The organism is Paraburkholderia sp. BR14312 (assembly GCF_040948675.1).
Lineage (GTDB): Bacteria > Pseudomonadota > Gammaproteobacteria > Burkholderiales > Burkholderiaceae > Paraburkholderia > Paraburkholderia nodosa_A.
Genome location: NZ_JBFPKI010000004.1, coordinates 176290 through 194127, shown reverse-complemented (window position 1 = coordinate 194127; position 17838 = coordinate 176290). Strand labels below are relative to the sequence as shown.

Annotated in this window: 15 protein-coding genes; 6 read left to right on the top strand and 9 right to left on the bottom strand. The window is 65.3% G+C overall.

Annotated features, from left to right (window positions below; genetic code table 11):
- Nucleotides 1–22: 22 nt before the first annotated feature.
- The 4 genes from AB3X98_RS12985 to hrpA form a co-directional block, all read right to left on the bottom strand.
- The gene (locus AB3X98_RS12985; protein ID WP_069268153.1) at nt 23–856 is read right to left on the bottom strand and encodes an EI24 domain-containing protein; all 834 of its coding nucleotides are present in this window, start codon (nt 854–856) and stop codon (nt 23–25) included.
- A 138-nt stretch (nt 857–994) separates the two neighbouring features.
- Nucleotides 995–2053 (bottom strand): sterol desaturase family protein, encoded by a 1059-nt coding sequence (locus AB3X98_RS12980; RefSeq protein ID WP_342945911.1) that lies wholly within the window; start codon nt 2051–2053, stop codon nt 995–997.
- Between the two features lie 17 nt (nt 2054–2070).
- Nucleotides 2071–3096 (bottom strand): beta-propeller fold lactonase family protein, encoded by a 1026-nt coding sequence (locus tag AB3X98_RS12975; protein ID WP_368606286.1) that lies wholly within the window; start codon nt 3094–3096, stop codon nt 2071–2073.
- Nucleotides 3097–3242: 146 nt separating this feature from the next.
- Nucleotides 3243–7853: an ATP-dependent RNA helicase HrpA gene (gene hrpA, locus AB3X98_RS12970; RefSeq protein WP_368606287.1), complete on the bottom strand. Its 4611-nt coding sequence runs from the start codon at nt 7851–7853 to the stop codon at nt 3243–3245.
- A gap of 23 nt (nt 7854–7876) precedes the next feature.
- On the opposite strand from hrpA, the gene argA reads away from it, so the two are divergent.
- The 3 genes from argA (at nt 7877) to proP (ending at nt 11697) form a co-directional block, all read left to right on the top strand.
- Nucleotides 7877–9268 carry an amino-acid N-acetyltransferase gene (gene argA / locus AB3X98_RS12965; protein WP_069268156.1) on the top strand — a complete coding sequence of 464 codons (1392 nt, stop codon included), beginning with the start codon at nt 7877–7879 and terminating at the stop codon, nt 9266–9268.
- Between the two features lie 42 nt (nt 9269–9310).
- Complete coding sequence (locus AB3X98_RS12960; RefSeq protein ID WP_069268157.1) at nt 9311–9586, top strand: oxidative damage protection protein; 276 nt, start codon at nt 9311–9313, stop codon at nt 9584–9586.
- A 644-nt stretch (nt 9587–10230) separates the two neighbouring features.
- Entirely contained in the window at nt 10231–11697 is a 1467-nt protein-coding gene (gene proP / locus AB3X98_RS12955; RefSeq protein WP_141710863.1) for a glycine betaine/L-proline transporter ProP, read from the top strand.
- 68 nt (nt 11698–11765) lie between these two features.
- Here the strand turns inward: proP and AB3X98_RS12950 are convergent, their stop codons facing one another.
- The 5 genes from AB3X98_RS12950 to AB3X98_RS12930 all read right to left on the bottom strand — a co-directional run bounded on the left by AB3X98_RS12950 (nt 11766) and on the right by AB3X98_RS12930 (nt 15491).
- Nucleotides 11766–12254 carry a metallophosphoesterase gene (locus AB3X98_RS12950; protein WP_368606288.1) on the bottom strand — a complete coding sequence of 163 codons (489 nt, stop codon included), beginning with the start codon at nt 12252–12254 and terminating at the stop codon, nt 11766–11768.
- A gap of 41 nt (nt 12255–12295) precedes the next feature.
- Nucleotides 12296–12670 (bottom strand): cupin domain-containing protein, encoded by a 375-nt coding sequence (locus AB3X98_RS12945; protein ID WP_368606289.1) that lies wholly within the window; start codon nt 12668–12670, stop codon nt 12296–12298.
- Nucleotides 12671–12680: 10 nt separating this feature from the next.
- On the bottom strand, nt 12681–14084 hold the full coding sequence (locus tag AB3X98_RS12940; RefSeq protein WP_368606290.1) for an FAD-containing oxidoreductase: 1404 nt from the start codon (nt 14082–14084) through the stop codon (nt 12681–12683).
- Nucleotides 14085–14427: 343 nt separating this feature from the next.
- Nucleotides 14428–14637, bottom strand: coding sequence for a hypothetical protein (locus AB3X98_RS12935; RefSeq protein WP_069268200.1), 210 nt, complete (start codon nt 14635–14637; stop codon nt 14428–14430).
- 239 nt (nt 14638–14876) lie between these two features.
- Complete coding sequence (locus tag AB3X98_RS12930; RefSeq protein ID WP_069268160.1) at nt 14877–15491, bottom strand: glutathione S-transferase family protein; 615 nt, start codon at nt 15489–15491, stop codon at nt 14877–14879.
- Between the two features lie 430 nt (nt 15492–15921).
- On the opposite strand from AB3X98_RS12930, the gene AB3X98_RS12925 reads away from it, so the two are divergent.
- The 3 genes from AB3X98_RS12925 (at nt 15922) to AB3X98_RS12915 (ending at nt 17595) form a co-directional block, all read left to right on the top strand.
- Nucleotides 15922–16170, top strand: coding sequence for a hypothetical protein (locus AB3X98_RS12925; protein ID WP_069268161.1), 249 nt, complete (start codon nt 15922–15924; stop codon nt 16168–16170).
- A 486-nt stretch (nt 16171–16656) separates the two neighbouring features.
- Nucleotides 16657–16929 carry a hypothetical protein gene (locus AB3X98_RS12920; protein ID WP_368610258.1) on the top strand — a complete coding sequence of 91 codons (273 nt, stop codon included), beginning with the start codon at nt 16657–16659 and terminating at the stop codon, nt 16927–16929.
- A 423-nt stretch (nt 16930–17352) separates the two neighbouring features.
- Nucleotides 17353–17595, top strand: coding sequence for a hypothetical protein (locus AB3X98_RS12915; RefSeq protein WP_342945919.1), 243 nt, complete (start codon nt 17353–17355; stop codon nt 17593–17595).
- Nucleotides 17596–17838: the final 243 nt, after the last annotated feature.

Genomic DNA, 17838 nt, shown 5'->3' with positions numbered 1-17838 from the left:
GGATTGTCTTGATGATTGAGCGTTAGTGCACGATCGTCACGTCGCCGGACGCCTGCTGCACATCGTGGGCACGCATGCGCTGCAGCGCCCGCAGGCAGTAGTGACCGAACCAGAGCGCCGTGAACACCAGAATGAACGCATAGATCCAGATGGTCACCGCCGCCAGTACCGGGAAGAACAGCAGCAGCCACGCGGACACGGCCCAGATGGCCGTGGGCAGCGAGCCGAGCAGTCCGCTCACCACGCCGATCACGAGCAGCGGCAGCCGATGGCTGCGCACCAGCGTGCGGCGCTCTTCGACGGTTGCGTGTAGCGCGAGCGCATCGTAGGTCATCACCCGATACGTGAGCCAGCCCCACAACAGCGGCGGAATCAGCGCGAAGAACGGCGGAATGAGCCACAGCGGCAGCGTCACGATCATCACGATCAGGCAGACGAGCGTCGTGACGAGCGAATAGAACAGGCTGCCGTACCAACTGCCCCCGTGCCGCATCTCGAGCGTCCCGTACTGGCGCTTCGACAGATGGCGGATCACGCGCGGCATCGAAATCGCGACGATCAGCAGCAGCACCGTGATCACGATGAGCGGAATCGTCAGGATGATGACGAGAAACGGCGCGATCGTCGCGCGCAGCCAGCCGAAACCGAGCGCGTCGAACAGATGATAGAGGTAGGCCGTCGAGGACCAGTTCGCGAGCGCGCCGCGCATCAGGTCGAGCAGCGGCTGCCAGAACACGTAGAGCACAGCGCCCCACACCGCCGCCGCCACGAGAAATGGCACGAAGGTGAGCAGCAGCATGGCGGGATGGAACACGCTCGCGAGCGCGCGTCCGAACGAGCGCAACAGGTCATTCATGCGAGCGGAATACGGCGAAAAGGACGGGTGGAGAACACGGCGTCGGCGAAATCGGTGCGACCAAGCCGACAGCATAAACCACCGCGCGCATGGCGGGTAAGACGGGTGCGAGCAAGTGCAAGGACGCCGTGGCGGCGCTCAGGTCACGGTGGCGTCGTCGCGCGCCTCGGCCGGCGTGGCGGCGGCGGCGTGCGAACGCGAACGCAGGCGCCGCGCGATGCGGGTGAACGCATAACCCTGCTGCGCCCAGAAACCCTCGCCATAGCTCACGCCTTCGAGCTGATCGCGAATGCCCGTGGGCTCGATCTCGCGATTGAACGACGCGCTGCCGAACATCATGTCCCACCAGGGGAACAGCACGCCGAAGTTGCAGCCATAGTGGGTGCCTTCGTGGCCATAGCCGACGGCGTGATGGCGGCGGTGAAAGCGCGGGCTCACCAGCAGCCGTTCGCCGAGCCAGCCGAAATGCACGCGAATGTTGGCGTGCTGCACGCTCTGCACGAAGTTCGTGAGCGCGACGAGCACCACGAATTGCGCGGGCGGCACGCCGATGACGAGTGCCACGGCGGCGAACATGCACGACTGCCCGATCACGTCGAGCAGGTGGTTGCGGTCATCGCACCAGAGCGACATCTTGCGCTGGCTGTGGTGCACGGCGTGCAGCTCCCACCAGACGCCGTAGCGATGCGAAAGCCGGTGGTACCAGTAGCTGAAGAAGTCGAGCACCACGAGATAGATCGCGAACGCCACGAGCGGCTGCGTGCTCACGCCCGGCCAGAGATTGTCGAGGTCCACCGTCTTCACGCCCATGAGCCGCAGCGCGCTCTGCGCACGATCGAAGAACGGCTGCATCGTGAAGAAAAACAGCAGGTTCAGAATGCCGAGGCGCGTGACCCACGTGTAGAGCGCGTCGACGCCCACGCCCTTGCGGTCGCGCCACTTCTCCGCGGGCACGAGCGCTTCGAGCGGGCGCAGCAGCGCGTACATCAGGCCCACTTCGAGCAGACCCACGATCACCCAGTACAGTGCGTCGTAGGTGTCTTCGTCCACGTCCATCATGCCGACGCGGAAGAGCAGCGGCTGAATGACGTCGATGTAGAGGAGCGTTTGCAGCCAGGAGACGAGGTCGTCTGCCGACGCGATCACGGACTGCCCCGCGTGCGCGACGAAGGCCAGTAACGACGCCACCGTATCCATGCGCGCGCCCCGTTGCCTTAAGCTCCGTTCGGCGCCGTAACGGGCGCGCGATCGTAGAAGTAGATGCCATGCGGCGAGCGGCCCACGGCGATGGTTTTGATGAGCTTCCTGGTTTGCATGTCGATGAGGCCAATGTGCTTCGCGAAACGGAACGTCACCCACAGATAGCGCTTGTCGGCGGTCAGCTCCATGTCGTCGGGGCCGGGCATCAGGCCGCTGATCTCGCCGGTCTTTTCGAGCGTGTCCTCGTCGATGATGCTGATGACGTTCGCCACGCGGCTCGACACCAGCACGTGGTGGCCGTCCACGAGCGAGCGGAAGTTGTGCGCGGCCTTGCCCACCTGGATCGTCTTGACGATCTTCTGGTTGCGCCAGTCCACCACCGCCACGTAGTCGGCGCCCGTCATGCCGACGAGCAGGTACTTGTCGCCGGGCGTGAGCCACAGGCCAGCCGGCGCGGCGCCGACCTTCATCTTCCAGAGCACCTTCTGCGTCGGCAGATCGACCGCGGCGATTTCGCCGGAAACCTGCAGCGAAACGAACACGGTGCGGCTGTCGTTCGTGAACGCCAGGTGGCTCGGCATGGCCGAGAGCGGCAGGCGTTTGGCGAGCGTGATGTTGCTGCCGCCCGCGTAGTTGTAGATGTCGAGGCGGTCGAGGCGCAGGCCCGTGGTCACGAACCACTTGCGGTCGGGCGAGAAGCCGAGCTGGTACGGGTCTTCGACGTTTTCGACCCAGCGCTGCGGCTTGCCGGTCTTCGGATCGACGAACAGGAGGTTGTTCGACACCGAGTTCGCGACGATCAGCGAGGTGTTGTCCGGCGTGGGAAAGAGGTGGTGCGGTTCCTTGCCCGTGGGCACGGTGCCGACGACTTCGTGCGTCTTGTCGTCGATGAGGCTCAACGTGGCTTCGCCCGAATTCAGGACGATGATGTTATTCGCGTAAGCGGCCGTGGAGGCGAAAGTGGCAACCGTCGCTGCGCAAGCGAGCGCAAACGTTGCGGCCTTGGCGGCGACGCGGCTAAAGGTGTTGTTGTTCGGCATGAAGAATCGTTCCCGGGCAGATTCGTGATTGTAGAACGTCTACCCGCAAGCAAGGTTGACGTAAAGCCCTTGAAATATGCAAGGGGCGCAATTGAGCGCCCCTTTTTCGAACAATTTTGAAGAACTGTTATGGCCCGCAATGCGCTTTATCGCTGCATCGATTCCCATACCTTGTGGAGGCGCTTGACCGAGACCGGCATCGGTGTGCGCAATTCCTGCGCGAAGAGCGAGATGCGCAGCTCTTCGAGCAGCCAGCGGAATTCCGAAAGACGCGGATCGAACACGCCCCCGCGCTGCGAGAGCGCGCGCTGATACTGCTGCGCGAGTGGCTGGAATTCGGCGGCCTGGCGCGCGTCGCGCGCGGGGTCGGCGCGCAGCTTGTCGATGCGCAGCGCGACGCCCTTCAGGTAGCGCGGGAAATGCACGAGCTGTGCATAGGGCGTCTCCAGAATGAAGCGCTTGCTGATGAGCGCGTCGACCTGCGCCTGCATGTCCGCGGCCGGCGCGCCAAAGGCCTTGGCCTGCACGAGCTTCTTCGCCAACGATGCGTATTCCGCGAGGATCTGCCCGACCAGCCGCGCGATTTCCTGCGCGAGCAGCGAAAGGCGTCCGCGGCCTTCATCCTTGCGTGCGTGGAAGCTCGCGTCGTCGTCGGGCAGCGGGTCTTGCAGGCAGGCGCGATCGAGCGCGAGTTCGACCAGCTGGTCGCGCAGCTCCTCCTGCGTGGCGCGCGCCATGAACTGCATCGCCATCTCGCGCAGGCCCGGCAGGTTCCTCTCCAGGTAGCGGATCGGCTCGCGCAACTGCAGCGCGAAGAGCCGGCGCAGCCCCGCGCGATGGATGCGCGCGGCCTCCTCCGGCGAATCGAACACCTCGACGTCGCAATGCGTGCCGCGATCGACGAGCGCGGGATAGCCGAACAGCGTTTGTCCGCCGCGGCGGATTTCCAGCAGCTCGGGCAGCTTGCCGAAATTCCACGTCGTGAGGTTTTCGTAGAGCGCCGTGGCAGGTGCGGCGTCGCCCAGCGTGGGCGTATGTGGTGCATTGCTCTTTTGCGGCGCGTTGTTGCTTGCGATGCGCTCGCCCGGAGCGTTCTGTGGTGCTTCACCGCCCTGCGCATGCGTTTCCAGCGCCGCGAGCGCCGTCGCGCTCGCGAGCTTCTGGAATTGCTGCTGCGCCTGCGCGCCGAGTTCGGCGCGCAGTTGCGCGAGGTTGCGGCCCATCGCGAGCTGGCGGCCGTGCTCGTCGACCACCTTGAAGTTCATGAAGAGGTGCGCAGGCAGCGTCTCCAGCTTGAAGTCGGCCGACTTCAGGGCGATCTGCTTTTGCTCGCGCACGTCGGCGATGAGCGCTTCCAGCAGGCCGCCCGCGCCGAAACGCTCGCCGCCCACGCGCTCCGCGAAGCCGGCCGCGTACTCGGGCAGCGGCACGCAGTGGCGGCGCAGCTTCTGCGGCAGCGACTTCAGCAGCAGTTGCGCCTTCTCCTTGAGCATGCCCGGCACGAGCCATTCGCAGCGGCGCGCATCGACCTGGTTGAGCGCGTAGAGCGGCACCGCGAGCGTCACGCCGTCGCGCGGCGAGCCCGGCTCGAAGTGATACGTGAGCGCCATCGCCACGCCCGACATCGTCATGCGCTTCGGGAACAGCTCGGTCGTCACGCCTGCCGCCTCATGGCGCATCAGGTCGTCGCGAGAGAGGTACAACAGACGCAGCTTGTCCTCGGGCTCGCCGCCCTTCCTCACCTCGTCGCGATACCAGCGCTCGAACGACGCGCCCGAGTAAATGCCTTCCGGAATCGCCTGATCGTAGAAGCCGTAGATCAGCTCATCGTCGACCAGCACATCCTGGCGGCGCGACTTGTGTTCCAGTTGCTCGATATCGGCGAGCAGCTTGCGGTTGTGCGCGAAGAACGCGAGCTTCGTGTCGAACTCGCCCTCCACGAGCGCGCCGCGAATGAAGAGTTCGCGGGCGCGCGCCGGGTCCTGCTTGCCGAACGCCACGCGCCTGCGTTGATACACCGGCAGGCCATACAGCACCCCGCGCTCGAACGCGCTCACCTGCGCCGCGCGTTTTTCCCAATGCGGCTCGGAGAGCGACTTCTTTAACAAGTGCGCGCCGACCTTCTCCAGCCACTCGGGCTCGATCTTCGCGATGCAGCGCGCGTAGAGGCGGCTCGTTTCGACGAGTTCGGCGGCCACCACCCAGCGCCCCGCCTTCTTCACGAGCGCCGAGCCCGGCCACAGATGGAATTTGATGCCGCGCGCGCCGAGGTAATGCGGGTCGTCGTCGGCCTTCAGACCGATATTGCCGAGCAGGCCCGTGAGCAGCGCGTGATGGATCTGCTCGTAGGTCGCGTCGGCTTCGTTGATGCGCCAGCCATGCTCGCGCACCACGGTCAGCAATTGCGAATGCACGTCGCGCCATTCGCGCAGACGCAAGTGCGACAGAAAATTCGCGCGGCACGCATCGAGCAGTTGCCGGTTGGACTTCTTGTGCGCGACGGCCTCTTCGAACCAGGCCCAGATCTTGAGCCACTGCAGGAATTCGGAGCGCTCGTCGGCAAAACGGCGATGCGCCTGGTCCGCCTGCTCCTGCGCCTCGATCGGTCGGTCGCGCGGATCCTGCACCGACAGCGCGCTCGCGATGATGAGCACTTCGCGCAGCGCCTGCTCGTCGCGTGCGCCGAGAATCATGCGTCCCACACGCGGATCGAGCGGCAGGCGCGCGAGTTCGCGGCCGAGCGGCGTGAGCGCGTTGTCGTCGTCCACGGCGCCGAGTTCGTTGAGCAGCTGATAGCCGTCGGCGATCGCGCGGCCCGGCGGCGGCTCGATGAACGGGAACGTCTCGATCGCCGTGAGATGCAGCGACTTCATGCGCAGAATCACGGCGGCAAGCGACGAGCGCAGGATTTCCGGATCAGAGAAGCGCGGCCGTGCGATGAAATCCGCTTCCTCGTAAAGCCGGATGCAGATGCCGTCCGCGACCCGCCCGCAACGGCCCGCGCGCTGGTTCGCCGCCGCCTGCGCAATCGCCTCGATCTGCAGCTGCTCGACCTTGTTGCGATACGAATAGCGCTTCACGCGCGCGAGGCCCGTATCGACCACGTAGCGGATGCCTGGCACCGTGAGCGACGTTTCGGCCACATTGGTCGCGAGCACAATGCGGCGCGCATTCGACGGCTTGAAGACGCGCTCCTGCTCCTGCGCGGACAGCCGCGCGAATAGCGGCAGGATTTCCGTGTGCGGCGGATGATGCTTGCGTAGTGCTTCCGCGGCGTCGCGAATCTCGCGCTCGCCGGGCAGGAACACGAGCACGTCGCCCGAGCCCTCGCGGCAGAGTTCGTCGACGGCATCGACGATGGCTTCCATCAGGTCGCGATCGGTGTCGCGCTGCGACTTCGCACCTTTTTCGCGGCCCGTCGTGCCCTGCGCGTTCTTCACCGCCGGGCTGTCTTCCTGCACCGGGCGATAGCGCACTTCGACCGGATACAGCCGGCCGCTCACCTCGATCACCGGCGCGGGCTTTTCCTCGCTGCCGAAGTGGCGCGCGAAGCGATCGGCGTCGATGGTCGCCGACGTCACGATCAGCTTGAGGTCGGGCCGGCGCGGCAGAATCTCTTTCAGATAGCCGAGCAGGAAGTCGATGTTCAGGCTACGCTCGTGCGCCTCGTCGATGATGATCGTGTCATAGGCCTTGAGCAGCGGATCGGTTTGCGTCTCCGCGAGCAAGATGCCGTCGGTCATGAGCTTGACCGAGGCGCCCGGCGAGAGATTGTCGGTGAAGCGCACCTTGTAGCCGACCACTTCGCCGAACGGCGTATTGAGTTCGTCGGCGATGCGCCGCGCCGTGGCCGAGGCCGCAATCCGGCGCGGCTGCGTATGGCCGATCAAACCCGTGCCGCCCGCGCCGAGGCCGCGACCCAGCGCGAGCGCGATCTTCGGCAACTGCGTGGTCTTGCCCGAGCCCGTTTCGCCGCTCACGATCACGACCTGATTCTGTGCGATCGCACGCGCGATCTCTTCGCGGCGGCCGGAGACCGGCAGCGCTTCGGGGAACGTGATGGGCGGAACCTTGTTCGGCTCGATGTGCGCGCGTGGTGCACGCGGCGGACGTTCCTGGCGTTCGGCGCGCGGCGCGCGATCACGTTCGCCTTCACTGCCGGGGCGCGGCGCGTGTTCGGATTTCGGCTTGGCGGATCGCTGCGGATTCGGCGGGTTCTGCGGCTTCGCCTGCTTCGGAGGAGGTTGCTGCGCGCGCGACGGTTGATTGCGCGGCGCCTCGGCGCGCGCCTCGCGCGATTCGTTCGGGCGATCTCGTGGCTCGTTTCGCTGCGCCGGGCGTCGATCGTCCCGCGCCTCGCGTCGCCTGGCGGGCTGAGCGGCGCTGCGCTGCGCACGCGGTTCGCCTCGCGATGGCGATTGTGACGGCGACTGCGGCGCGGGTTTCGTTTCGTTTCCCTGCTCAGGCTGCTGATGCAGTTCCTGATCCGGCTGCTGATCCGGTCGCTGTTCCGCGCGCGGCGGCGTCTGCTGTTGCGCCTGTGGTTGCTTCTGCTCCGCACGCTTGTCCTGCACGCGCGCGCCGCCCAACGCGCCGCCGCCCATCAGCGCGGCAAGCTTGTCCGTCGACGCGAGCTTTTGCCCGTCGCCATACTTCTGCGCCGCGCCTTTCGCTTTCGCGCCGTCCTGCGCCGTTTCCTTCCCGGCCGGGGTGTTGCTGCCCTGCGCCGAGGCAGGTCTTTTGGGTACATTCGACATGGGGGCGCATTATAATCCCGGGCATGAATTCCCAAACCGACCTCGTCCCCGCTACTGCCAGCGCGCCGGCCTCCGCCGCCGCTGCGGATTCCGACTCGCAGATCATGGCGCAGCACGCGCAGTTCGTCGACTGGATGCGATCGGTCGCGCCCTACATCCACGCGTTCCAGGGCAAGACGTTCGTCGTCGGTTTCGGCGGCGAGGTCGTGCACCAGAACCTGCTCAACGCGCTCGTCGCCGACATCGCGCTCTTGCAGGCCATGGGCATCCAGATCGTGCTCGTGCACGGTTCGCGCCCGCAGGTCGAGGAGCAGATGAGCCTGCACGGCGTCGAGTCCGAGTTCTCGCACGGCATGCGCATCACCAATGCCCGCGCGCTCGAATCGGCGAAGGAAGCGGCCGGTGAAGTGCGTCTCGACATCGAGGCCGCGATCAGTCAGGGTCTGCCGAACACGCCGATGGCGCACGCGCACATCAGCGTGGTGTCGGGCAACTTCGTGACGGCGCGGCCGGTCGGCATTCTCGACGGCGTGGATTTCCAGCACACGGGCGTCGTGCGCAAGATCGACGCCGATTCGATCCGCCACTCGCTCGCGAGCCGCAAGCTCGTGCTGCTCTCGCCGCTCGGTTTTTCGCCCACGGGCGAGGCGTTCAATCTGTCGATGGAAGACGTCGCCTCGGCGGCAGCCATCGCGCTGCGCGCCGACAAGATCGTCTTCCTTACGGAAACGCAGGGCCTGATCGACGAGGAAGGCGAGCTGATCCGCGAAATGTCGCTCGACGACGCCTACAAGCTGCAAGAAGGCGGCACGGTGCTCGGCGACGAGGGCTTCTATCTGAAGCACTCCATTCGCGCGTGCCGCGGCGGCGTGGGGCGTGCGCACATCATTCCCTACGCGCTCGACGGCGGCTTGCTGCTCGAACTGTTCCTGCACGACGGCGTGGGCACCATGATCTCGTACGAGAATCTGGAAAGCCTGCGCGAAGCCACGCCTGACGACGTCGGCGGCATTCTCACGCTGATCGAGCCGCTCGAAACCGACGGCACGCTCGTGCGGCGCGGGCGTCACCAGATCGAGCGCGACATCGACCACTTCTCGGTGATCGAGCACGATGGCGTGCTGTTCGGCTGCGCGGCGCTTTACGCGTACTCGCAGGAGCGTATCGGCGAAATGGCGTGCCTCACGGTCTCTCCCGAAGCACAAGGCTCCGGCGACGGCGAACGTCTCTTGCGCCGCATCGAGCAGCGTGCACGGGCGCGCGGTCTCACACGCATCTTCGTGCTCACCACGCGCACCGAACACTGGTTCCTGAAGCGCGGCTTCGTCAAGGCAACGGTCGACGACCTGCCCGAAGACCGCCGCCGCCTCTATAACTGGCAGCGCAAATCGCTCGTGCTGATGAAACAGCTCTGAGCGCGCCGCCACCCACACATACGACTACAGGAGAAGCACAGCATGGCCCGTATGATCCAATGCGCGAAGCTCGGCAAGGAAGCCGAAGGTCTCGACTTTCCGCCGCTGCCGGGCGAGCTCGGCAAGCGCATCTACGAAAGCGTCTCGAAAGAGGCATGGCAGCAGTGGCTCAAGCAGCAGACCATGCTCATCAATGAAAACCGCCTGAACATGGCCGATCCGCGCGCGCGCCAGTACCTGATGAAGCAGACCGAGAAGTTCTTCTTCGGCGAAGGCGCCGACCAGGCTTCGGGCTACGTGCCGCCGACCGAAGGCTAAGGCCTCGCGATGCGCACCGGGATCCGTCCCTGAGCCGCATCACGCAACCGGTTGCCCTGCAAAACCGCGCCCCCGGCGCGGTTTTTTTATGCGCTTCATGCGCATTCCAGGGCGCGGAAACGGTTCCATCGAAACGGCGCAATCCCCCGCCGCGTGGGGCTTCCAGTCCGCGCCCCGAATCCCCGCAGATACTTGGGTTTGCGCGATCTTCCGTTATCGTGCTAACATGTGGCCTCGTTCAACAGGCATTAGCCATCAATTGCATTCGGCACGGCGCCCAAAAACGCCATCATTCCGAATGCGCATATGACAAAAGGAACGCTCCGCCACGCGGGCTTCTTTTTCGTTTCAGTGGCGCTTTGACCAGGCAATCCGAGGCACCTCGTGCCGGTCCAGCGTCCTCATGCGCCCTGCTCCCCATCCACGGCCACGCAGGCGCAACGTTAAACACAATTTGTCCGAGTGTCGTTTCGCGACACTTCAGCATTGCTTTCGTGCGCCGCTCGCCTTGCGCGATGCACCATCGGCCCGCCTTCGTCGCTGACGCAACGTGGCGTGCCGTGCGCGAAATGTCGCCGCTATCGCGAAACGGTACTCTCCGGCAACCGTGGCGGGCCCTCATGGGTTCGTCGCAGTCATTGGAGATGCAGACCTTGACCGCTTCCACTTCCGGCGCGTCGGCCCAGACCGACCTTACCCTCGACGACATCACGATCGTCGACAAAAGCCTCCTCAAACGCGCCGTCGGCGCCATGGCGCTCGGCAACGCCATGGAATGGTTCGACTTCGGCGTGTACAGCTACATCGCCGTCACGCTCGGCCAGGTGTTCTTCCCGTCGAGCAGCCCCTCGGCGCAGCTCATCGCCACGTTCGGCACATTCGCGGCCGCGTTCGTCGTGCGCCCGATCGGCGGCATGGTGTTCGGGCCGCTCGGCGACCGCATCGGCCGCCAGCGCGTGCTCGCGATGACGATGATCATGATGGCCTGCGGCACCTTCGCCATCGGCCTGATTCCCTCGTACAAGTCGATCGGCATTGCCGCGCCGGCGCTTCTGCTCGTGGCGCGCCTCGTTCAGGGTTTCTCGACCGGCGGCGAATACGGCGGCGCGGCGACCTTCATCGCCGAATTCGCCACCGACAAGCGCCGCGGCTTCATGGGCAGCTTCCTCGAGTTCGGCACGCTGATCGGCTACGTGTTCGGCGCGGGCACGGTTGCCGTGCTGACCGCCGTGCTCTCGCACCAGCAACTGCTCGACTGGGGCTGGCGCGTGCCGTTCATGATCGCGGGCCCGCTCGGCCTCGTCGGTCTCTATATCCGCATGAAGCTCGAGGAAACGCCGGCGTTCAAGCGCGAAGCGGAACTGCGCGAGGCCGAAGAGCACACGCGCCCCAAGCTCACGCTGCATTCGCTCCTCACACAGCATCTGCGCCCCTTCCTGCTGTGCGTGGGTCTGGTGCTGATCTTCAACGTGACCGACTACATGGCGCTGTCGTACCTGCCGAGCTACCTCTCGGCGACGCTGCACTTCAACGAGACGCACGGCCTCTTTCTCGTGCTGATCGTGATGGTGCTGATGATGCCGATGACGCTCGCGTTCGGCCGCCTGTCCGACGCCGTGGGCCGCAAGCCCGTGATGCTCGCGGGCTGCGTGGGCCTGATCCTGCTGTCGATCCCGTCGCTCACGCTGATCCAGACGGGCGCCCTCGTGCCGGTATTTTTCGGTCTCCTGATCCTCGGCGCGCTGCTCTCGTGCTTCACGGGCGTGATGCCTTCGGCCCTGCCGGCGCTGTTCCCGACCGCGATCCGCTACGGCGCGCTCGCCATCGGCTTCAACGTCTCGGTGTCGCTGTTCGGCGGTACCACGCCGCTCGTGGCGGCATGGCTCGTCCAGCACACGCAGAACCTCATGATGCCCGCGTACTACCTGATGGGCGCAGCCGTGATCGGCATCATTTCGGTGCTGGCGCTGCATGAAACGGCGCGCCGCCCGCTGCCGGGCTCGGCGCCGAGCGTGAGCACCAGGGCGGAAGCACACGCGGTGCTGCGCGGTGTGCGTCTCGCGCGCGAACTCGACGAGGAATACGCCGTCGCCAACGCCGTGCGCGCCTGATAGGGCACCACTGAAACGCAAAAAGGCCAGCTTCGTGCTGGCCTTTTTTCTTGCGCGCTCGCTTGAGCCTATTCGACGAGATTGACGTGCTCGACGTCCAATGCGCCGTCGTCGCCGATCGTCAGCATCGCTGCCGAGATCGGCAATTTGAAACGGCGCGGCCCCGCGCTGCCGGGGTTCACGTACAGCACGCCCTCGCGCGTTTCGAGCATGGGCTTGTGCGAATGCCCGCTCACGACCACAGCAATGCCTTCGCCAGCAGGATCGCCCTGCAGGTCAGGTAGTTCGTGGACCACCGCAAGCCGGACCCCAGCGAACGCGACGGTCGTTTGCGCTGGCAACGCCTCGGCCCACGCGCCATGATCGTTGTTGCCGCGCACGGCGGTGAGCGGCGCGATGGCCGCGAGCGTGTCGAGCACGCGCTGATCGCAGATGTCGCCCGCATGCACGATGGCGTCCGCGCCCTCGACGAAGGCGAGTAGCTCCGGACGCAGCAGATTGTGCGTGTCGGAAACCAGTGCAACACGTAGCGGAGGTAGCGGATGTTTCGCGGACATGACGTTGCGTTTCGGTTGAATCCTGCCGATTATCGCCGCGCTCACGCCTCGCCGTCGCCTTCCTCAGGCGCTGCGCCGACGTACACCGCGAGCCAGACGCTCGGCACGGTCGGATCGGTCCATGACACGCGATGACGGCAGTGCGCCGGGATGTGCACATAGTCGCCGGGCAGCAGGCGTCGCGGCGGCTGCGCCGTGTCCTCGAATTCCAGCGTCGCCGCGCCGGCGAGAAGCGCCACCCATTCCTCGCGCGCATCGTCGTACCAGAACCCCGGCGGGCTCGCCTGGCCCGTGGAGACGATGCGCTCGATCAGCACCCCGTCACGCGAAACGAGCGTGTCGAAGCGCTCATCCTCGGCATTTGCGTCGATGCCTGCGAAGAGATTGCCGAATGCAACCGTGTTCGGTTCGTTCATGCCAATGCGCTCATTCGAGAGGTTTCAGGCCGTCGAGCAAGGTCGGCACCAGCTCGCTCACGGTCGGGTGGATGTGCATCGCGTATTGCAGCGTCGTATAGGGGGCGTCGGCCGTCATCGTGTCGATGAACGTGTGGATCGCCTCGTCGCCCTCGATACCGAAGATCGCTGCGCCGAGAATACGTTGCGTTGGCGGGTCCACCAGCGCTTTCATGAAGCCGTCCGTCTCGCCGCGTTCGCGCGCGCGGCCCACGCGCGACATCGGCATGGTGGCGATGAGCGCGGGTTTGCCGCGCTCGCGCACTTCGCGCTCACTCATGCCGACGCGCGCGAGCGGCGGATCGACGAACACCGCGTAGGCGGGAATGCGTGTGTCGGCGCTGCGCGCTTTGCCGTCCAGCAAATTCGCCGCGACGATCTGAAAGTCGTCGTATGACGTGTGCGTGAACGCGCCGCGGCCATTCACGTCGCCGAGCGCCCAGATGCCCTCTACGCGCGTGCGCAACTGGCCGTCCACGGCGATGAGCCCGTGGGCGTCGCGCTCGATGCCAGCGGCCTCCAGCCCCAGATCGTCCGTGTTCGGCAGGCGCCCGGTCGCAAAGAGCAGGTGCGAAACGTCGAGCGGACCGCTGTCGAGCGCGATGCGCACGCCCGCCCGGCCATCGAGCGGCGCAACGCTGCGCGGCTCTGCGCCGAAGCGAAACTCCACGCCTTCGCGTGCGAGCACGTCCTGGACCGCGCGCGAATAATCCTCGTCCTCGCGTGCGAGGACGCGCTGCCCGCGCACGAGCACCGTCACGCGGCTGCCGAAGCGGCGGAACATCTGCGCGAATTCGAGCGCCACGTAGCTGCCGCCGCAGATCGCCAGATGCTCGGGGAGTTGCGCGAGCGCGAGCAGCGTCGAGTTAGTCTCGTAGCGGATCGTCTCGACGCCGGGAATGGCAGGAATCAGCGCGCGTGTGCCCGTGTTGATGAAGATCTCGGGCGCTTCGAGATCGACCTGCGCGCCGTCGTGCGCAGCCACGCGCACCGTGTGGGCGCCCGTGAAGCGCGCGTGACCCTTGAACACGGTGACGTTCGGCGCATGGCGCAGCCACTGCTCGACGCCGTCGCGCGACGCCCCGATGATGCGCTCCTTGCGCGCCTTCACGAACGCGAGATCGACGCGCACGTCGCCGGGCTGCGCGCCCGTGCCGATTTGCACGCCGAAGTCCGCCGCGTGGCGCGCAACATGAGCGGCACGCGCACAGGCGACGTAGGCCTTGGTCGGCGTGCAGCCGACGTTCACGCAGGTCCCGCCGAATGACGCGCGCTCGATCACCGCGGTCTTGCGGCCGCTCTTGCCAAGCCGCACCGCGAGAGGCGGCCCGCTTTGCCCCGTGCCGATCACGATCGCATCGAAACGTTGTGCCATGCCGCTCTCCTTTGCCGTTGACGCGAGTTGAGCCGCGAGTCGCGAAAGGCGGCCGATCGCGCCATCTTACGCGCGACGAATAGCCACCGCCCGCAGCGTGATTGTGCGAATCGGGTACGCATTGGCACGTATTGCGAAGGGGGCGCAGGGGCAAAAAAAGAGCCGCCTCGCACGTCGAGGCGGCTCACAGGGTGACGTCGCAACAGCAAACGGGCGAAGCCGCTGCGCGTCAGGGGGATCGGCGAACTTCGGACACGCTTGCGTCAGGCGTTCGGTGAAGCCGTGACTGGATATTCAATCGTTGAAGTTGAGGAAGCTCCGCGTGCGTGCAATCAGCACACAATCAGTGCACACAATCGGTGGCCGCACATTCTCCGTGGCCCGCGTTCCAGAGTTCGCGCGAGCGCAGGAATGCGGCGCGCGCGCCGCGCGTCGCCATCATCAGGCCGATTTGCCCCATGTTGAAGTCGTGCGACACCATCAGCTGCATCAGGTCCACCATCGGCAGGACCAATGCTGGCTGATATAACTGTCGTTCGATAAAGGATTTCATGACCGCTCCCGCTGCATGCCCCGCGTCCTCCTGACGCAAGGTCATTCCATGGTTGTCATTCTAGGAATGCGGCGTGCGTGGATAAATGGGCCGCCAGCGAAGTCACTTGTCGAGAATCGCAAACAATCGACCCGAATGTGGAAACAAGGGTTGCGGCGGCGGGGTCCGCCGTGTTCGCCGGGCATCGCGCGCGGCCGCGCCACGCGGCTTTGGGCGAATCCCGGCCCTGCGGACGCGCTTCAGTCGAGGGGCGTGGCGACGAATTCCGGCAGTGTCTCGGCACGTGCGGAAAGCGCGGCAATCGCCGGATATCGGGCGGGATCAGCGCAGCCGGGCAGCATGTACTGGTTGAAACGCCACGCAACGGCCGCGGTGATGTCGGCCTGCGTGATGCGGCCCGCGCACAGCCAGCCGTCGCGACCCGCAACGAGTTGGTCGAGTACGGTCCAGGCCGCGTGCATCTGGGCGTTCACGCGCTCGAACCACGGCTCGTGCTGGCGCTCGGCGGGGCGCAACTGGCGTTCATAGACCTGCTGCACCGTCTTTTCCATGGCCGCGAGCGCGAAACCGTTCACGCGCAGCGCGAAGGTCCGCTCCTGCGCCTCCTCCGGCATGAGGCGCCGCGCGGCGGGCACTTTGCGGTCCAGATAGTCGAGGATCAGCGTCGAGTCGATCAACTGGGTGCCGTCGTCGTCGACGAAGGTCGGCGCCTTCACGACGGGATTGATCCGAGCAAATTCGTCGTACTGCCGAAATACCGAAATGCTGCGGTGCTCGAACTCGAGCCCCAGCACATGGAGCGAAATCGCGACGCGACGCACGTAGGGGGAGTCCATCATACCGATCAACTGCATGGGTTCACCTCGAACAGTAAAAAGGGATCGGACGTCGATCTTGCAGGAAGCCCCATCGCATTTCAAGCCACGTTGAGCATCCCGGAACGGCGCCACGGCAACGCGGTCGTTGTGCAAAAACACACCGTGTCGATGTGCCACGTCCGGCTCGCCGCACTGCAGGGCTACATTTGTTAGCAGACGTCGAATCTGACGCGTCGCGGCATTGTTGCGCCGCAGCGCTTCACCCAGCGTACCGGCGCCTTTTTACCGTGCCGCGCAGCTCAAGGCGCCGCGCCGTGCGGGGTGCAAGCAAAGGATGCCGAAGCATTAGGCAGACCGCATGAAAACGGTTCTTGTGCGCCGCATGTGCTGCAGTGCATCGCCGGGAAACTCCTGGATTCGGACGCCGAACGGCTGAGATAGTCTCAATGCACAAGGAGACGGAATCATGAGACAAGCATTCAACGTTGGTGTTGTCATCGTCCTCGCACTCCTCCTCGCGAATCGTGCCATGACACGTGTGCAGGCTCACGAGGCTGGCTCGCTTACCTGTGCCCAGGGCTCCGCACTCGTCAAGGCCGAAGCCCTCGTGCGCGGATTCGGCGAACACGGTGCGAGCGCCCAGAGCGAAAACTTCCTCTCTTCCTGTCTCGTTTCAGGCCAGGGTCAAGTCGGCGACCTGATCGCCCACGACTGAGCGCCAATGACTGAGCGCCCTGCGCGCCGCGAGCGCCCAGCCGCGTTTCGCGGCGTGGGCGCGGTTTAACGGCGCGACACGTGGTACCACGCTCGCTCGCGGCCCCACCGCGGGAGCGCGCTCATGACCAACCCGCCGAACGCCGTTCAGCATTCGGCTGGACAGGGTCACACGCCCGCCACTGCGGACCTCGATGTCCGCGGCCGCCCCGATTACCGACCCGAAGCCAATACCTGGCTGCCCGACACCTTCGCCCTTGACCTCAGGTGCGACAAGTCGTCGACTTGCGCTGATCCCGTAAGTTCACGCGCATCCGCGCCACCCGAAGTCGATACCTCCGCAGGCACCGCTCAGTCGCTCCCGCTCGTTGACGCAGGCGCGGGCGGTTCCACAGCGTCAAGCAAACCCGGCGCGCCGGGACGCACCGCTGCGGGTTGCCAATTCCCCGGGTTGGCGGCGAGAATGCTCGCGGACCACGGAGAATCTATGAAAGGTTGCATCCTGTTGTTTGGAGTCAGCATGCTGGCGGCGTGCACATCGGTAACGGCCGTCAATTCGAGACAGGATGGGCATCTCACCGTCACGAGCCGCGCGCGCTGGGAGCTTGTTTCGTGGAACCACGTGCGCGCAGTCGGGCTCAGCGAAGCCGAGGACTACTGCGAAAAACGGAAGAAGCAGTTGCACACGGTCGAGATCCACAGCGAAGGCGTGCGCGGCGTGACGTCCCAGACAGTAGAAGTCATCTTCGACTGCATCTGAGGGGGACCGCATAGTCTTCTCGCGCATCCGCGTCAAACGGGCGTTGCAGCCCGTTAGCGCGCTGTTGCAGACCAGATTGCTCGAGATGGCGCAATAGTTTGTTGTCGTTCACCCTGATACCCAAATCGCATGACCGCGCTAAACTGACGATACATTTTGTTACGTTTAGGGCCGCGTCATGTTGACCGCATTCTTTATCGCCTGCCCCTTCGGCATCGCGGCATTGTTCGGGTTCGCAAGGCTGATCAATCCTCTCACCGGGAAGATCGGTAGTCGTTGATTGCGCAAGCGCCCGGTTGCGGCGCACGCCCGACTAATCCTCGCGCCGCCATTCTGCGCGGCTGCCTCGGGCTTTTCCCGCCCTATCCTGTTTTTTCTCTTCGGTGTAGCCAGATCCCTTCGTGCGCCCGCACGGATTTAGCCATGCAAATGAAAAACCCGCGAAGCCTGAAGCTATCGCGGGTTTCGGGAATCCAGCGGCATTCGCTGGAACAACAACATCTGGTGCCGGGGACCGGACTCGAACCGGCAAGCCGTAAGGCGGCGGATTTTCGTCACACCACGTCTTTCGACGCCGCGCGCCATGCATGGGCGCGCGTTCGTGCGCTGGACTATGCCTTCACCGTCGCTGAGCGCCGCGTAATCTCACGCCGCGCCTCGCCTTAGGCGCCCCCCGTCTAGTCTCTACACCTTCCTGACCACCGCTTTGCGCGGCAGCCGGCTTGGCTCGGCGTTGCCTCGGCGCCTCGCGCGCGACGCGCTTCCAGGCCCAGGGGTTTCGCCGAATTTGAGGGGTTCTGCACCGGCCGTTTCCGGTCGGGCACTCAATCGTTTCTTAAGTCCGCTATGTTTACCAATTTCATCACCCCGGCAGGGCGGACGCGATTCTACCATTGCCCGGCGCGCCTC

Bases quoted from the DNA above. Each gene is read 5' to 3' on its own strand.
- AB3X98_RS12985 (WP_069268153.1), bottom strand. From the start codon at position 856: ATGAATGACCTGTTGCGCTCGTTCGGACGCGCGCTCGCGAGCGTGTTC.
- AB3X98_RS12980 (WP_342945911.1), bottom strand. From the start codon at position 2,053: ATGGATACGGTGGCGTCGTTACTGGCCTTCGTCGCGCACGCGGGGCAG.
- AB3X98_RS12975 (WP_368606286.1), bottom strand. From the start codon at position 3,096: ATGCCGAACAACAACACCTTTAGCCGCGTCGCCGCCAAGGCCGCAACG.
- hrpA (WP_368606287.1), bottom strand. From the start codon at position 7,853: ATGTCGAATGTACCCAAAAGACCTGCCTCGGCGCAGGGCAGCAACACC.
- argA (WP_069268156.1), top strand. From the start codon at position 7,877: ATGAATTCCCAAACCGACCTCGTCCCCGCTACTGCCAGCGCGCCGGCC.
- AB3X98_RS12960 (WP_069268157.1), top strand. From the start codon at position 9,311: ATGGCCCGTATGATCCAATGCGCGAAGCTCGGCAAGGAAGCCGAAGGT.
- proP (WP_141710863.1), top strand. From the start codon at position 10,231: ATGCAGACCTTGACCGCTTCCACTTCCGGCGCGTCGGCCCAGACCGAC.
- AB3X98_RS12950 (WP_368606288.1), bottom strand. From the start codon at position 12,254: ATGTCCGCGAAACATCCGCTACCTCCGCTACGTGTTGCACTGGTTTCC.
- AB3X98_RS12945 (WP_368606289.1), bottom strand. From the start codon at position 12,670: ATGAACGAACCGAACACGGTTGCATTCGGCAATCTCTTCGCAGGCATC.
- AB3X98_RS12940 (WP_368606290.1), bottom strand. From the start codon at position 14,084: ATGGCACAACGTTTCGATGCGATCGTGATCGGCACGGGGCAAAGCGGG.
- AB3X98_RS12935 (WP_069268200.1), bottom strand. From the start codon at position 14,637: ATGAAATCCTTTATCGAACGACAGTTATATCAGCCAGCATTGGTCCTG.
- AB3X98_RS12930 (WP_069268160.1), bottom strand. From the start codon at position 15,491: ATGCAGTTGATCGGTATGATGGACTCCCCCTACGTGCGTCGCGTCGCG.
- AB3X98_RS12925 (WP_069268161.1), top strand. From the start codon at position 15,922: ATGAGACAAGCATTCAACGTTGGTGTTGTCATCGTCCTCGCACTCCTC.
- AB3X98_RS12920 (WP_368610258.1), top strand. From the start codon at position 16,657: ATGAAAGGTTGCATCCTGTTGTTTGGAGTCAGCATGCTGGCGGCGTGC.
- AB3X98_RS12915 (WP_342945919.1), top strand. From the start codon at position 17,353: ATGCAAATGAAAAACCCGCGAAGCCTGAAGCTATCGCGGGTTTCGGGA.